Here is a 15,978-nt window from a genome sequence, read left to right on the forward strand (position 1 = left end):
CGCCATAGGCTTTAGAATTGTTGTGGAGTCTGAGATGGGGCGACGGATCGTGCTTGCGGTGCTGGGCGTCGTCATCATCCTTGTCTTGGCCCTCCTGCTTGGTCCGCGCGTTCCCGTCGACACAACAATCAGCTTCGACCCCAAAGTGATCGGCGACGATCCGCAAGCGTATATTGCGCGCGAAGAGGCTGCCGTGCCCAACGTTCGCGACGGGCTCGAGAAAGAAATCATCTGGGCCGATCCGATGGTTCACGCCAGGACGCCATTGGCGATCGTCTATATCCATGGCTTTTCGGCATCGAAGGGCGAGGTTCGCCCGCTGGCCGACGAGGTCGCCGACCAACTCGACGCCAACCTTTTCTACACCCGCCTCACCGGTCATGGGCAGGACGGCGCTGCTATGGCGCAAGGCAGCGTCAATGCCTGGATCAACGACTATGAGGAGGCGCTCGCCATCGGCCGAGCCATCGGCGACAAGGTGATCGTCATCGGCACCTCGACCGGTGGATCGCTGGCGGCATGGGCGGCGACTGAGCCTGGCGCATCGGACGGCGTCGCTGCAATCGCATTCATCTCGCCGAATTTTGGCATCAGGGCTTCAGGCGCCGAGCTGCTGACCATGCCCTGGGGCAGGCAGATCGCCGATTTCGTCGGCGGCAAGGAGCGCAGCTTTCCGACCCGCAACGCGCTGCACGAGAAACTCTGGACGCACACATATCCAATGGCAGCTGTGCTACCGATGGCGGCGCTGACCAACCTTGCCTACGCAGCGCCTGTGGAGAAGGCAACCATACCGGCGCTGTTCATCTTCTCGGATTCCGACAAGGTGGTGCGCCAGGATCGCACCCGCGAAATCGCCGGCCGCTGGGGCGCACCGCATGAACTGGTGCCCGTCGACGACAATGGCGATCCCGACGACCACGTCATTGCCGGCGACGCGCTGTCGCCCTCGACCACGGCTTTCCTGGCGCAGCGGATCGTCGTGTGGGTGAAGGCAATTACCGGGCAGCCCTAAACGAAAAGGACGGCCGAAGCATTGCCCCGGCCGTCCTCATATTCAATCGTCAGCAATCAAGCCAGGCTCGACGAGCCTGACCGGTTCGTCTGATCAGGCAGCCCGCGCAGCGGGCCGCTTGCCGCCGAAGCGGCGCTTGTTGTTGCCCTTGAAGGCCTTGGCGCCTTCCGGCTTGCGCTCGCTTGCACCCGCAAAGGCCGGCTTGTCACCAAAACGCTTCTTGGCGAAGCCGTTGTTCTGGCCACCGGGCCGCCTGCCGTCGCGACGGCCATTGCGGTCGTTGCGATCATTGGCGGGCTCGAAGCGCTCGTTCTTTTCGGCCGGATTGCGCACCGGATCCGGGCTGCCGAGATGGTCGGCAACGATCGGCAGCTTGCTGCGGATGATGCGCTCGACCTGACGCAGCTTGCTGTTTTCGGAAGGATCGCAAAGCGTGATGGCGATGCCGTCCATGCCGTTACGGCCGGTACGTCCGATGCGGTGGACATAGCTTTCGGCCTCATCCGGCAGGTCGAAATTCACCACATGGCTGATGCCGGGAACGTCGATGCCGCGCGCCGCGATGTCGGTCGCGACGAGAATGCGCACCGAACCCTCGCGGAAATCGTTGAGCGCCTTCTGGCGGGCGTTCTGCGACTTGTTGCCGTGGATGACGGCGGCCTTGAAGCCGTCGCGCTCGAGGTCCTTGGTCACCCGGTCGGCGCCATGCTTGGTGCGCGAGAAGATGATGACGGACTTCATTGCCTCGTCGGCGAGCATCGTCGACAGCACCTGGCGCTTCTGCTTGGTGCGGGCAAAGACGACGCCCTGCACGATCTCGGCGGCCGCGGTGCTCTGCGGCGCGACTTCGACGCGGATCGGGTTCTTCAACAGGCCCTTCGCCAGCTCGGCGATTTCGTTGGGCATGGTGGCCGAGAACAGCACCGTCTGACGGTCGGGCGCGGTCGCCTTGGCGATCCGCTTGACGTCGTTGATGAAGCCCATGTCGAGCATGCGGTCACCCTCGTCCAGCACCAGCCATTTGGTGTCGGAGAGAATGAGGTCGCCCTCGCGCACCAGGTCGGTCAGGCGGCCGGGCGTGGCGATCAGGATGTCGACGCCGGGCGCAACCTTCTTCACCTGGCTGAAGCGCGAGACGCCGCCAAGCACGAGAGCGGTCGAGACATGCGCGCCCTTGGCGAGGATCTTGATGGTGTCCTCGATCTGGACGGCGAGTTCGCGCGTCGGCGCCAGGATCAGCGCACGAGTGGTCTTGGCTCGGCGCTTGGTGCCGAGCGCGATGATCTTCGACAGGATCGGCAGCGCGAAGGCAGCGGTCTTGCCCGAGCCGGTCTGGGCGATGCCGAAGATATCACGGCCTTCCATCTGCGGCGGGATCGCCTGCGTCTGGATCGGCTTCGGCTCGGTGAAGCCGGCGCCATGCGTCGCCTTGAGCAGCGCGCCCGTGATCCCAAGAGCTGCGAAACCGGTGAGGTCCGCAGTGTTGCCGGTCGAGATCGCGTTACCGGCTGAGGTGTTTTCGTTGGTCAAAATAGTCTTCTTTCACGCGGTCTTGGCCGCAAACATCGATGGCGGCAGGGCGCAACCTGCCGTCGAAAAAATTGATTTGAAACGACAAGGCGGGCGGACGGAAACGTCCACTCGGCTGCGCTGTCGTGCCCGCAGGCGTCATGCCACGGGGCTCTTTCGCCACTTCGTGATGTATCGGAAAGAGGGGCCGATATACCGGAAAGAGGGAAAACAGACGCAACCAGTCTCATTTGTCGAGAAGGCCGGAATCTCCCGGCCCAAGCGCCTATGGGCTGCATATGGCTGAGTTCGCCCCGGAATGCAAGGGGCGACATGTTGCAGCGCAGCAAAATCGACTGCGAAAGCGGCGCTTGCGCACGCCCGCAGCCATCATTACCACAAAGGCAGCTGCCATTTCTGGGGACCGAGCGATGAAGGACGTGCTGAAGGAACTCGAGCGCCGCCGCGAGATCGCCCGCATGGGCGGCGGCCAGGCCCGCATCGACGCCCAGCACAAGAAGGGCAAGCTCACCGCGCGCGAGCGCATCGATGTCTTTCTCGACGAAGGCTCGTTCGAGGAGTTCGACATGTATGTCGAGCATCGCTCGACCGACTTCGGCATGGAGAAAACCAAGATCGCCGGCGATGGTGTCGTCACCGGCTGGGGCACCGTCAATGGCCGTCCGGTCTATCTGTTCGCCAAGGACTTTACCGTCTTCGGCGGCTCGCTGTCGGAGGCTCACGCCGAAAAGGTCATCAAGGTGCAGGAGATGGCGCTACGCAACCGCGCGCCGATCATCGGCATCTACGACGCCGGCGGCGCCCGCATCCAGGAAGGCGTGGCGGCGCTAGGCGGCTATGCCGAGATTTTTCAGCGCAACGTGCTCGCATCCGGCGTCATTCCTCAGATTTCCGTGATCATGGGCCCGTGCGCCGGCGGCGACGTCTATTCGCCGGCCATGACCGACTTCATCTTCATGGTCCGCGACACCTCTTACATGTTCGTCACCGGGCCGGATGTGGTCAAAACGGTCACCAACGAGACGGTGACGGCCGAGAGCCTTGGCGGCGCGTCCGTCCACACGACCAAATCGTCGATTGCCGACGGCGCCTACGACAATGACGTCGAGGCGCTGTTGCAGATGCGCCGGCTGGTAGACCTTTTGCCCGCGTCAAATACGTCGGAGCTTCCTGAGATCGAGTGCTACCAGTCGGTCACCGACCATGATCTGTCGCTCGACCGGCTGATCCCAGACAACGCCAACAAGCCTTACGACATCAAGGAGCTGATCCTCAAAGTTGCCGATGAAGGCGATTTCTTCGAGATCCAGCAGAACTTTGCCAAGAACATCGTCACCGGTTTCGGCCGCGTCGAAGGCCGCACCGTCGGCTTCGTCGCCAACCAGCCGATGGTGCTGGCCGGCGTGCTCGATTCCGACGCAAGCCGCAAGGCGGCGCGCTTCGTGCGCTTCTGCGACTGTTTTTCCATTCCCATCGTCACCTTCGTCGACGTACCCGGCTTCCTGCCCGGCACCGCGCAGGAATATGGCGGCCTGATCAAGCATGGCGCGAAACTCCTGTTTGCCTACGCCGAGGCGACCGTGCCGAAAATCACGGTCATCACCCGCAAAGCCTATGGCGGCGCCTATGACGTGATGGCCTCAAAGCACCTGCGCGGCGATATGAACTATGCCTGGCCGACGGCGCAGATCGCGGTGATGGGGGCGAGAGGCGCGGTCGAGATCATCTACCGCAAGGATATTGGCGACGCCGAAAAGATCGCAGCTCACACAAAGGCTTACGAGGACCGTTTCCTGTCGCCCTTCGTCGCCGCCGAACGCGGCTATGTCGACGAGGTGATCATGCCGCATTCGACCCGCCGCCGCATTGCCCGGGCACTGCGCATGCTGCGCAACAAGGACATGCAGAACCCTTGGAAGAAGCACGACAACATCCCGTTGTAACATCCAATGTCGCGACTGATCATCAGCGCCGGTCGGCGGTTTGGCAGGTTCACGGTCCTGTTTTTCGTTGTTCCCGCTCTCATCGTCTTCTGCGTCTGGATGTCCCTGCTCGACAACCAACCAATCTGGTTTATGGCCAGCGGCTTCGTCGTCATGCCGATCGCCACCACGGCCTTGGCATTTCTGTTCGGCACATTGTTTGCGGGCTTCCGACGCAGCAAGATCAAAGGCGTCAGTGAAGCAGAAGCGCCCGGCCTGTGGGCGCTGTGGCGGAGCGTCGCCGGACCGCGCCGTGCTGCGCGCACGGTTGTCATACTAGAGGGCAACCTGAACGCCAGCGTGCGCGAAGAGCGCACGCTTCTCGGCCTTCTCGGCAATCGGCTGTTTCTAACCATTGGCATCCCTCTCCTCGCAGTGACCGATGAAAGAGCGCTTGCCGCGATCCTTGCCCATGAGGACGCGCATGTGCGCAACAAGGATACCAATGGCAGCCTCAATCTCGCTGAGTTCGAAAACGGTTTCGGATTTGTCTTCGAGTATGCCCCGCCCGGAACCACGATCACAGGCAGCCTGCTCCACGCCGCTATCGGCTGGCTGGCGCAATCGTTCGAGCGGGAAGAAATCCGGCTTTCGCGCGAAGCGGAGATCAAGGCAGATCGACACGCGGCATCCTCCGGCGACGCCGAGCACGCCGCACGCGCGCTGTTGCTTCTTGCCACGGCAGACGTGCATTTCACGGAGACGGTCTATGACCCTTTGCAGCATGAATTGCGAGGTGCTTTGCGTCCGCCGCGAGCGCCGCTCGAGCGCGTGCTGGAAGCTGCCGGCCAGCTGCGAGAACCCATTTGCCTCAATGTTTGCGCCCGCAAGGCGTGGGCAAGCCCGGATGACGCAAAGTCTACCCATCCATCATGGGCTCAACGGCTGGCGGCGCTTGGCTACACGGAGCCGCCCGACCTGGACCCGATCGCCGTGACCGCGCTCTCGACGCTGCTGAACTCGAGCGTAGCACAGCGGCATATTGCGGAATTCGACACCAAATGGACTGCGCGGATGGAAGACTATCTCCAGCGCTGAACTGGTGGTCGCCCAACTCGCAGGCTCACTCCTCTTCCGCCGCGCCGAACCCCGCATCCCTGGGGGCGCTGGTCGCGGTCGCCCAAGGCGTTGCGTGGTTGTCGATGCGCATCTGGAAGATGAAATAGGTCGGCGAGCAGTAGCCGATGCCTTTTACCTTGTCGGCGCCCGGCGTGTCCGGCGGCAGCGACTGGCACATATAATCCTCGCGGCAGAAATGATCGGCCGAACATGCGGGACGGTTGCCGCGGTTGACCGCGCCGCCGAGGCACTGGTCGAAATTGTTGGTGGCGACGCAGGTGTCGAATTTCTTGCCGCCGACCATGCCGCAAATTTCCGATGGCATCGGCTTGCCCGTCTTGAAGGCGGCGAAGCTGCGGTCCTTGTCGTCGCAGGCGCGATAAGCGATGCCTGCCGGTACGCCGATTTTCGGTGGCCGGCAGGTGTAGGCGGTCCGCGAAAGGGTCGGCGCAAAAGCGGCGAACTGGCCGGTGATCTTGTAGCGGTCGTTGAACGGCTGAGACGGGTTGCTGGAGATCGACCCGGTCAGGCAGGGATGGCCCGAAAACATCTTTGGACTGTCCGTGGGCAACAGACATTGCGCCAGCGCGGTATGCACGCCTGAGGCCGTCGCGAGCGGCGTGCAGACGGTGCCGCCACCGCATTGCCAGGTCGCGCCGAAGCGTTTTGCATCATCCGGCATCAGGCACGGCATCGCGATCTCGGCCGGGGCGTAGTCGACATCGCCGGCATCGGTCCATGTCGCCGGCGGCGCGAAGGACAGCGGCCGGTAGCGGTTCGGCTCCTTGCCTTCTTCCGTCGCGCGCAGCCAGGCCTCACGTCGCGCAATCTCGGCATGGAGATGCGGCGAGATGCCGACCTCGATCCGGTTGAGAGGCGACGTCGTTTTGTCGTCGAGGCCGATGAAGTGAAAGCCGGCCGTCGAGCCCGCCTGGTGGCACCCCTGGCAGGCGCCATTGTCCAGCCGCTCGACCAGCGCCTCCGGTGTCCGCACCAGCTTTAGCGCCGCATAGTCCAAGCCGGCGAAATCCGCTGGCTGGAACAGCGGCGTGAACGGATGGTTGGCCCGTCTCGCGCTGCCGAAGGTCGACCACGAGATGATTTTCTTGGCCAGGAATTCGTCGGGGATTTCGTAGACGCCGAGATCGACGGCCGCGACATTGGCGCTGACGTAGTCGGCGAGCCCTTTCTTCAGTGCGGCATCATCCGAGAGCCGCGCAACGTCAGGCGTATTCTCCAGCGGCTTCTCGCTGATGGCAGCGCCATCGATGCCGAAGATCCGCATCAGATAGGCCGCCTGCCCGCCGAATTCGGTCTCCTGGCCCGAGGGAAAGCGCACCACCTGCGCGTTGAGTTCAAGCTGCTTGAACGTCAGTTCCTCCGGTGCCAGCGAACCGCCGGCCAGCCAGCCGGCATCGACGTTTTCGTCGATCTGCGGTGTCCAGCGCCCGGCAACGCCGACGCAGCCGCCATCGGCATCCGGCGCCACGCTGTAGACGGCGTTGAAATTGAATGGCAGCCGCGATGCCAGAACCTTGCCGTTCTTGCGGAAACTGTAGGCCAGGCGATAGATGAAGCGCACCTCGCCACAGCTCTTGTCGCCAGCCAAAACATTGAAATCGCGCCGGTCGAGCCGGTTGACGACGCCGACCAGGCGGAAGCGCGCGGCCTCGGTCTTCAGCCAGCGCATATCCATGATGCGGCCGACATTGCCGTCGGTCACCTCGTAGAGCGTGCGCCCGCCGGCCTTTATCTCGGCCCGCAGCGCGGCAATATCGGCCGCAACCATGTCGACAACAGCACGATAGGCCGGCGCCTCACTGTAGAGCGTCTTCAGATCGTCCGCGCCGTCGACGGCGAAAATGCGGGCGAAGCCAAAACCCTTGGCATCGAGGGCGGCGAGCACCGCCGGATCGTCGACGATGGTCACGGGCTCTTGAGCACGCACGCCATGTGACGCGAACAGCGCGATGATGGCTGCAATGGCGAGCGCGAAATGCTTCATCTGATCGCCACCTTCTGCCGTGCATCGACCAGTTCACGCAGCACCGGCACCAGTGCCAGCGGGAGATCCTCGGCGATCAGACCCGGTCCGAAGCGGCTGCCGGCCTCGGCGTGTATCCAGACCGCTGCGCAGGCGGCCTCGAATGCCTGCATGCCCTGCGCCAGCAGCGCGGCGACAATGCCCGCCAGCACGTCGCCGGAACCAGCGGTGGCGAGCCATGGTGCACCATTGGCGTTGATCACCGCGCGGCCGTCCGGCGCCGCGATGACGGTGTCGGCGCCCTTGTAGACCATGATGGCGTTGGCTCGTTCAGCGGCTGCGCGCGCCTTGGCGAGTTTCGACTGCTTCTTGTCCTTCGCGATGTCGGGAAAAAGTCTGGCGAATTCGCCTTCATGCGGCGTCAGCACCAATACCGGCCCCAACGGGAGCAGCGCGGCGTCGAACAGGGCCTGAGGCTGATGCGCCAATGACGTGATGGCGTCAGCATCCAAGACAATGGCAGGGCGCTGAATTCCGAATGAACTCGTCGACGTGCGGTTTAGGTCAGCGACCGTCGCGATCAATTGCAACGCGAAATCCCCCACTTTGGGTTTCGGCCCGAGCCCTGGTCCGAACACAAGTACTTCGGGGTGCCTCGCCGACAAAAATTCCTGCACTTCCTCCATCGAACCGGCCTCGCGCAGCATGATCGATGTCAGATGCGCGGCGTTTACCTGCATGGCATTTTCAGGCGAGAGCACGGTCACCGCCCCTGCCCCGGCTCTGGCTGCAGCCATCGCCGACAGCCGCGCCGCACCTGTCGCGCTCGGCCCGCCGGAAAAGACGCTGACGTGGCCGCGCTTATACTTATGTGTATCGGCCGCCGTTTTCGGAAAACTGTATAGCCAGAAGTCAGGCGTGTTCTCGAACGTCTTGATCTTGAACTCATCGACGATCGCATCCGGAATGCCGATATCGGCGATGATGATCTCGCCGCAGAGGCTGCGCCCCGGCATCAGCAGATGGCCGGGCTTTTTCCGCACGAACGTCACCGTCACGTCGGCCTTGAAATAAGCGTTGCTCAAGCCGGTCTCGCCCGACACACCAGAAGGCAGATCGATTGACACCACAGGCACGCGCTCCGCCGCGGCCAATCCTGAGACGGCAGAGGCATGCAGGGATATCTTCTTCGACAATCCCGCACCATAGAGCGCGTCCACGACGACTTCACCCGGTTCCGGGTAGCAGTGTCCGATGTGCTCGACCGGCAGATTGCAGGCCTCGGAAGCTCGCGCCGCATCACTCCCGGGCTTCTGCTTGCCTTCGGCCCAGAGCGCCACATTCACACCAGCCTCGGCCAGCAACCGCGCTACAACATAGCCGTCGCCACCATTATTGCCGGGGCCGCACAGCACGTGCACGCGGCTTGCTGCGGGATAGCGTGCCAGGACCACAGCAGCGACCGCTTCGCCGGCGCGCTGCATCAGGCCATAGCCGTCGAGCGGACCGGCCGCGATCGCCAGCCGGTCGGTCTCGCCCATCTCGGCCGGCGACAGGACTTCATTGCTCATGGATTGCCGATCCGCATTTCGTTCAAGGCCGACCCCTTTGTCCCTATCGAGCATTGTCCAGTTTCGGATTCGAAGCAAACGGCCAGGTGCTGCGTTGGCGTGCGGCCAATCCTTTCGCAGACTGGTGCCACGGATCCGCGCGGGCCTGCAAAATGCGCAATCTGCCTAATTATCGTGCAGACGCCCGAAGCGGCAATGTGTAGGCTTCGGGCAGCTTTGCCGCAGCCGAAGCAGAGGATGACGCGAATGTGCATCCCGGCGCGGCGCGGCATTGGAATTGCGCGAAACCGCTTCGCGTGGGCTGAAATTGGCACAGTTCGTGCTTGATGGAGGCGCAAGCGGGGCGCACAACCCGTTTTTTTGGCAGTGGAGGCCACTTTCTACATGAAAAAGATCGAAGCGATCATCAAGCCGTTCAAGCTAGACGAAGTGAAGGAAGCGCTTCAGGAGGCCGGTCTGCAAGGCATTACCGTGACCGAGGCCAAGGGCTTTGGCCGCCAGAAAGGCCATACCGAACTCTATCGCGGCGCCGAATATGTCGTCGACTTCCTGCCCAAGGTGAAGATCGAAGTCGTGCTGGGCGACGACGCCGTCGAAGGCGCCATCGAAGCCATCCGCAAGGCGGCGCAGACCGGCCGCATCGGCGACGGCAAGATCTTCGTCTCCAACATCGAGGAGGTCGTTCGCATCCGTACCGGCGAAACGGGGATGGACGCCGTCTGAGCTTTCTGATTTCAGATTAACGTCTCCTCGAAACGTCATCACACAGGGAAGAAACGACATGACGACAGCCAAAGACATCATGAAGCAGATCAAGGACAACGACGTGAAATTCGTCGACCTGCGCTTCACCGATCCGAAGGGCAAGCTGCAGCACGTGACGATGGATGTCATCGAGGTCGAGGAAGACATGTTCGCCGACGGCGTCATGTTCGACGGCTCCTCGATCGCCGGCTGGAAGGCGATCAACGAGTCCGACATGGTGCTGATGCCCGATGCGGACACCGTCCACATGGATCCGTTCTTCGCCCAGTCGACCATGGTCATCCTGTGCGACATTCTCGATCCGGTCTCCGGCGAATCCTACAACCGTGATCCGCGCGGCACTGCAAAGAAGGCCGAGGCCTACATGAAGGCCGAAGGCATCGGCGACACCATCTATGTCGGCCCCGAAGCCGAGTTCTTCGTCTTCGACGACGTCAAGTACAAGGCCGATCCCTACAACACCGGCTTCAAGCTGGACTCGACCGAACTGCCGTCCAACGACGACACCGATTACGAGACCGGCAATCTCGGCCACCGCCCGCGCGTCAAGGGCGGCTACTTCCCTGTGCCGCCGATCGACAGCGCGCAGGACATGCGCTCCGAAATGCTGACCGTGCTCGCCGAAATGGGCGTGCGCGTCGAAAAGCACCATCACGAGGTTGCCGCTGCCCAGCACGAGCTCGGCATCAAGTTCGACACGCTGGTCCGCAACGCCGACAAGATGCTGATCTACAAATATGTCGTGCACCAGGTCGCCAACGCCTATGGCAAGACGGCCACCTTCATGCCGAAGCCGATTTTCGGCGACAACGGCTCGGGCATGCACGTCCACCAGTCGATCTGGAAGAACGGCAAGCCGACCTTCGCCGGCAATGAATATGCCGGCCTGTCGGAGTCGTGCCTGTTCTACATCGGCGGCATCATCAAGCACGCGAAGGCGATCAACGCCTTCACCAACCCGCTGACCAACTCCTACAAGCGCCTTGTGCCTGGCTATGAAGCACCGGTTCTGCTCGCCTACTCCGCGCGCAACCGTTCGGCCTCCTGCCGCATTCCGTTCGGCTCGTCGCCGAAAGCCAAGCGCGTCGAGGTCCGCTTCCCCGATCCGGGCGCGAACCCCTACCTCGCTTTCGCCGCCATGCTGATGGCCGGCCTCGACGGCATCAAGAACAAGATCCACCCGGGACAGCCGATGGACAAGGATCTTTACGACCTGCCGCCGAAGGAACTGAAGAAGATCCCGACCGTCTGCGGTTCGCTGCGCGAAGCGCTGCAAAGCTTGGACAAGGACCGCGGCTTCCTGAAAGCCGGCGGCGTCTTCGACGACGACCAGATCGACTCTTACATCGAGCTCAAGATGGCCGAAGTGATGCGCTTCGAAATGACCCCGCATCCGGTCGAATACGACATGTACTATTCGGTCTGAACGATAAGCCTCAGCGACAAGGAAAAACCCCGGCGTCAGTTCAGACGCCGGGGTTTTTGTTTGACCAATAGCAGACCGTAGATGTGGTAGCGGCAGGCTACGGCGCAGGCTTACGAAGCCTGCGCCGCTATAGATGCTTAGGCGGCCGCCGAGACCTGGGCGCTGGTCGAAACCTCCGCGATGGTCTTCAGGATCTGCGAAGCGATCTGGTAGGGGTCGCCCTGCGAATTCGGGCGGCGGTCTTCCAGGTAGCCCTTGTAGTCATTGTTGACGAAGGAATGCGGCACGCGGATCGAGGCGCCGCGGTCGGCGATGCCGTAGCTGAAGCGGTTCCACGGCGCGGTCTCATGCTTGCCGGTCAGGCGCTTGTCATTGTCCGGGCCGTAGACGGCGATGTGGTCCATCAGGTTCTTGTCGAATTGAGCCATCAGCGCTTCGAAATAGGCCTTGCCGCCGACTTCGCGCATATAGGCGGTCGAGAAGTTGGCGTGCATGCCCGAGCCGTTCCAGTCGGTGTCGCCAAGCGGCTTGCAGTGATACTCGATGTCGATCTCGTATTTTTCGGTCAGGCGCTGCAAGAGATAACGGGCCATCCACATCTGGTCGGCGGCCTTCTTGGAGCCCTTGCCGAAAATCTGGAATTCCCACTGGCCCTTGGCCACTTCGGCGTTGATGCCTTCATGGTTGATGCCTGCTGCGAGGCAAAGGTCGAGATGCTCCTCGACGATCTGGCGCGCGATCGGGCCGACATTCGAATAGCCGACGCCGGTGTAGTACGGGCCCTGCGGCGCCGGATAGCCGCTCTCGGGGAAGCCGAGCGGACGGCCGTCCTTGTAGAAGAAATACTCCTGCTCGAAGCCGAACCAGGCGCCCTCGTCGTCGAGGATGGTGGCGCGCTTGTTGGACACATGCGGCGTCACGCCATCTGGCATCATCACTTCGCACATCACCAGCACGCCATTGCTGCGGGCCGGGTCCGGGAATACGGCGACCGGCTTCAGCACGCAGTCGGAGCTGTGGCCTTCGGCCTGCTGCGTCGAAGAACCGTCGAAGCCCCACAGCGGCAGCTGCTCGAGCGTCGGGAACTCGGCGAACTCCTTGATCTGGGTCTTGCCGCGAAGATTGGGGACCGGCGTGTAACCATCGAGCCAGATATACTCGAGCTTGTATTTCGTCATTCTAGAGCCTCTCGTTGCTTGATCACCGAACCTGGATGACGCCGGCGCGCCGAGCCATCCAGCAGCCCAGCTGCCGGTCGATAAAATGCAAATCGTGTGCCACTTCAGTTGGTCAGGGTGCGGCAAAAATGCCCTTTCATCCCGCCGGTGATGGCAAGCCGCCTAAGCAATGCGCCCGGATCAATCAAAGGCAGAATTTGCTTAAATAACAGGCAAATGCCGATCTTTCTTTAGGCATCTTGCCTAAAAGGATTGCAGGACCTACCTTGATGGAAAGATGAATCGAAGAGCCTCTCCAGAAGAAAGGAGACCGACCATGGAAATCACCTCAGCCCGTCCGTCGGCCAAAATCCTGATGTTCCCGGTGGCAGCGCGTGCGGGTGCCTCAAATTTAGGCGTAAAGGCCAAGTTTGCGGCAGAGCTTGCTTCGCTGCGCGATCACCCGCTTGCCCATGGCGGGGCCTGGTATCATGAGGCCGCCATTGCGGAGGCCGAACAGCCTCGCAAGAGCTAGGCGTCTTCCGCGCTGATAGATCGAACAGGCCCACAAATCAAAAACCCGGCGCGATCGCTCGCGCCGGGTTTTTTGTTTGATACAGAGCCGTCGGCTACTGCTTGGTATGCAGGTCGGTGCCGAGCGTATCCCTGACGAAGATCATGCCGATGATCAGCGTCACCGCCGCGATCACCACCGGATACCAAAGGCCGTAATAGATATCGCCCTTGTAGGCGCTGAACGCGAACACGATCGCGGGCAGCAGGCCGCCGAACCAGCCATTGCCGATGTGATAGGGCAGTGACATGCCGCTGTAGCGGATGCGTGTCGGGAACATCTCGACCAGGATCGCCGCGATCGGCCCGTAGACCATGGTCACGTAGAGGACCAGGATGAACAGGATGCCGATGACCTTTGCCCAGTTGACCTGTGCGGGGTCGGCAAACATCGCGAACGCGCCCGCTGCCGGAACGCTGTACACGGTCACCTCGGTGGCGCCCGCGGCCTCATCCTTGGTCAGCACCTTGTCCTTGATGGCCTGTTCGGTCGGGACCGCGGTCTTTTCGCCGGCGCGGATGGCTGCCGCATCGAGCTTCAGTTCAGGATTGGCCGCGACAAAGGCGTCGAGCTTCTGGTCGGCAACCTTGGCGGCAGCGCGCTTCAACGGGTAACCGCCACCCTGAAGCGCGAGGTTGATACCCTTCTTGAAGGCAGCGTCGCTTGCAGCCTTCTTGTCGCCCGCGGCCTTGGCATCATAAGACGCCACAGTTTCGCTGCCGATCATGACACTCGCCGGGGTCCCCGCCGCCGCGGTAGAGACGATGTCGTAAGGCACCGAGTTCTTGGCAAGGAAGTCGGTCGCGATATCGCACGAACTGACCGGTACGCGCGTGCCGGTCGGGTTGAACTGGAAGTTGCAGTCTCCCGGAGCCGCCGTCACCGTGGCGCGCGTGTTCTGCTGTGCGGTGGCGAGCGCCGGATTGGCGGCCCAGGTCAACGCCTTGAACAGCGGGAAGGTGGTGACGACTGCCAGCGCAAGGCCGGCCATGATGATCGGCTTGCGGCCGATCTTGTCGGACAGCCAGCCGAAGAAGACGAAGAAGCCCGTGCCGAGTGCCAGCGCAATGGCGATCATGATGTTGACCGACTGCGCGTCGACCTTGAGCACATTGGCCAGGAAGAACAGTGCATAGAACTGGCCATTGTACCATACCACGGCCTGACCGGCGGTGAGGCCGAACAGCGCCAGGATGGCGATCTTGGCGTTTTTCCACTGGCCGAAGGCTTCCGACAGCGGCGCCTTGGAACTCTTGCCCTCTTCCTTCATGCGCAGGAAGGTCGGCGATTCCGAAAGCGACAGCCGGATCCAGACCGAAATGCCGAGCAGGATAGCCGAGACCAGGAACGGAATGCGCCATCCCCAGGCGTTGAAGGCGTCCTTGCTTACGGAATTCTGCACCAGCAGGATGACAATCAGCGACAGGAAAAGGCCGAGCGTCGCCGTCGTCTGGATCCATGAGGTGTAGAAGCCGCGACGGTCGTCCGGCGCATGTTCCGCGACATAGGTCGCGGCGCCGCCGTACTCGCCGCCAAGCGCCAGGCCCTGCAGCATGCGCAGCGCGATCAACAGGATCGGCGCCAGAATGCCCAGTGTCTCTGAACCCGGAAGCAGGCCGACAAGGAAAGTCGACAGACCCATGATCATGATGGTGACAAGGAATGTGTATTTGCGGCCGACGAGATCGCCGATGCGGCCGAACACCAGCGCGCCGAACGGGCGCACGATGAAGCCGGCGGCGAAGACCAGCAGCGTGAAGATGTAGCGGGTGCTTTCGGGAAACGAGTTGAAGAAGGTCAAGCCGATCGCGCCGGCCAACGCTCCGTAGAGATAGAAATCATACCATTCGAAAACCGCGCCCAGCGAGGAGGCGAAGATGACCTTCTTCTCCTCTCGTGTCATGCCGCGGCTGGCTCCGCCGGCGGTCGATGCCAATGCCATTGAACTGTCCTCCCGTGAATCGTCTGCCTTCGACGCTGGGCGTCATCGTCGGCGTTCCCTCTGAACGCGACTCGAACCAGCCATCAGCGTAAAAAATGACAGAAAGCGACCGCCGGAGGCAGACAGACCTTGGATTTATGACTTTGGTATTAGGTGCAGTGCGGCAAAGGCCGAGGATCAGGTCTTCAGCGCATCGAGCAGGCCGACGGCCGCCATCATGTCGCGTTTGCGGGCCGAGCGGCGTGCGACAGCCTCGGCATCCTGGCCCCAATGCTCGATCTGCCAGTCCTCGTCGACATGGCCGGCGGCCCAAGCCGCGTCGCCATCGAGCGCGCCGTAATCGACCGCCAGCGCCAGCAGCGCCGACCCGGTCAGCGAAGTCATGACATGGATTGCGGCCAGCCGCAGCGGCTCGGCACGCTGGGCAAGATGAGCGCCGAGCACTGCGATGCTCTCGCGCGGCTGCTCGACATGGATGATGCCCTCGGCGAGATTGAACCGAGCCCCTAATGTCGCTCTCGCCCAGTCGATCACCGGATCCCAATGCTGGTTCTGCCGCTCGACCAGCCCCTGTGGCGCGTCGGCGCGGTAGCAGGTCAGATCGGACGAGGCGAAGCGCAAGACGTCCTCCAGCACCGCCTGCGGGTCGCTGGCGACGCCGTCGATGGCGGTGTTGACCAGACGCAGCACCGGCATCGTGACCGGGTCGATGGTCTCGCCCTGTGCAGCGAACTCATTGGCGACCAGGGCGGCGGCCTTTTCGGTCGGCAGCGCCAGCAGCGCCTTGCCCGGCGTGCGCACCGGCTTGCCGTCGAGATGGACGGCAAAACCGTCCTCCACAGCTGCGACCGACACGTCCTTGTAGAAGCGCTTCGGCAGGTGCGTCTTCATCTGGATCTGCGCGCGGCGGACCGGATCCGGATCGGACAGATGCTTTCCTGCTTCGAGGTCGTTGAGGATGTCACGCATGGTC

12 protein-coding genes are annotated in these 15,978 nt (G+C 62.4%); 6 read left to right on the plus strand and 6 right to left on the minus strand.

Going from position 1 to position 15,978, the window contains the following annotated elements; translation table 11 throughout:
- The first annotated feature begins 34 nt into the window (after window positions 1-34).
- On the plus strand, window positions 35-1,015 hold the full coding sequence (locus X728_RS146490) for an alpha/beta fold hydrolase (protein WP_023698794.1): 981 nt from the start codon (window positions 35-37) through the stop codon (window positions 1,013-1,015).
- Window positions 1,016-1,108: 93 nt separating this feature from the next.
- On the opposite strand, the gene X728_RS146485 is transcribed toward X728_RS146490, so the two are convergent.
- Complete coding sequence (locus tag X728_RS146485) at window positions 1,109-2,512, minus strand: DEAD/DEAH box helicase (RefSeq protein WP_023738893.1); 1,404 nt, start codon at window positions 2,510-2,512, stop codon at window positions 1,109-1,111.
- Between the two features lie 443 nt (window positions 2,513-2,955).
- Here X728_RS146485 and X728_RS146480 point away from each other — a divergent pair, with 443 nt between their 5' ends.
- Window positions 2,956-4,488 carry an acyl-CoA carboxylase subunit beta gene (locus tag X728_RS146480; RefSeq protein WP_023682585.1) on the plus strand — a complete coding sequence of 511 codons (1,533 nt, stop codon included), beginning with the start codon at window positions 2,956-2,958 and terminating at the stop codon, window positions 4,486-4,488.
- A 6-nt stretch (window positions 4,489-4,494) separates the two neighbouring features.
- Window positions 4,495-5,565 (plus strand): M48 family metallopeptidase, encoded by a 1,071-nt coding sequence (locus tag X728_RS146475; protein WP_023832211.1) that lies wholly within the window; start codon window positions 4,495-4,497, stop codon window positions 5,563-5,565.
- Window positions 5,566-5,590: 25 nt separating this feature from the next.
- Here X728_RS146475 and X728_RS146470 read toward each other — a convergent pair whose 3' ends face one another.
- Window positions 5,591-7,591: a hypothetical protein gene (locus X728_RS146470; protein ID WP_023832212.1), complete on the minus strand. Its 2,001-nt coding sequence runs from the start codon at window positions 7,589-7,591 to the stop codon at window positions 5,591-5,593.
- Window positions 7,588-9,141, minus strand: coding sequence for a bifunctional ADP-dependent NAD(P)H-hydrate dehydratase/NAD(P)H-hydrate epimerase (locus X728_RS146465; protein ID WP_023832213.1), 1,554 nt, complete (start codon window positions 9,139-9,141; stop codon window positions 7,588-7,590). Before X728_RS146465 ends, X728_RS146470 begins: the two co-directional genes overlap by 4 nt.
- Before the next feature lie 384 nt (window positions 9,142-9,525).
- Between X728_RS146465 and X728_RS146460 the strand changes: the two genes are divergently transcribed.
- Both X728_RS146460 and glnA read left to right on the plus strand, forming a co-directional pair.
- The gene (locus X728_RS146460; protein WP_006205430.1) at window positions 9,526-9,864 is read left to right on the plus strand and encodes a P-II family nitrogen regulator; all 339 of its coding nucleotides are present in this window, start codon (window positions 9,526-9,528) and stop codon (window positions 9,862-9,864) included.
- A gap of 58 nt (window positions 9,865-9,922) precedes the next feature.
- Complete coding sequence (gene glnA, locus X728_RS146455) at window positions 9,923-11,332, plus strand: type I glutamate--ammonia ligase (protein WP_023672775.1); 1,410 nt, start codon at window positions 9,923-9,925, stop codon at window positions 11,330-11,332.
- A 137-nt stretch (window positions 11,333-11,469) separates the two neighbouring features.
- Here glnA and X728_RS146450 read toward each other — a convergent pair whose 3' ends face one another.
- Entirely contained in the window at window positions 11,470-12,510 is a 1,041-nt protein-coding gene (locus X728_RS146450; RefSeq protein WP_023691256.1) for a glutamine synthetase beta-grasp domain-containing protein, read from the minus strand.
- 316 nt (window positions 12,511-12,826) lie between these two features.
- On the opposite strand from X728_RS146450, the gene X728_RS146445 reads away from it, so the two are divergent.
- Window positions 12,827-13,024 carry a DUF2735 domain-containing protein gene (locus X728_RS146445; RefSeq protein ID WP_023706518.1) on the plus strand — a complete coding sequence of 66 codons (198 nt, stop codon included), beginning with the start codon at window positions 12,827-12,829 and terminating at the stop codon, window positions 13,022-13,024.
- A gap of 94 nt (window positions 13,025-13,118) precedes the next feature.
- On the opposite strand, the gene X728_RS146440 is transcribed toward X728_RS146445, so the two are convergent.
- Window positions 13,119-15,005: an MFS transporter gene (locus X728_RS146440; protein ID WP_023682590.1), complete on the minus strand. Its 1,887-nt coding sequence runs from the start codon at window positions 15,003-15,005 to the stop codon at window positions 13,119-13,121.
- A gap of 177 nt (window positions 15,006-15,182) precedes the next feature.
- Entirely contained in the window at window positions 15,183-15,974 is a 792-nt protein-coding gene (locus X728_RS146435; RefSeq protein WP_023738898.1) for an ATP12 family chaperone protein, read from the minus strand.
- Between the last annotated feature and the right edge of the window lie 4 nt (window positions 15,975-15,978).

The organism is Mesorhizobium sp. L103C119B0, assembly GCF_000502235.1.
Taxonomy (GTDB): domain Bacteria; phylum Pseudomonadota; class Alphaproteobacteria; order Rhizobiales; family Rhizobiaceae; genus Mesorhizobium.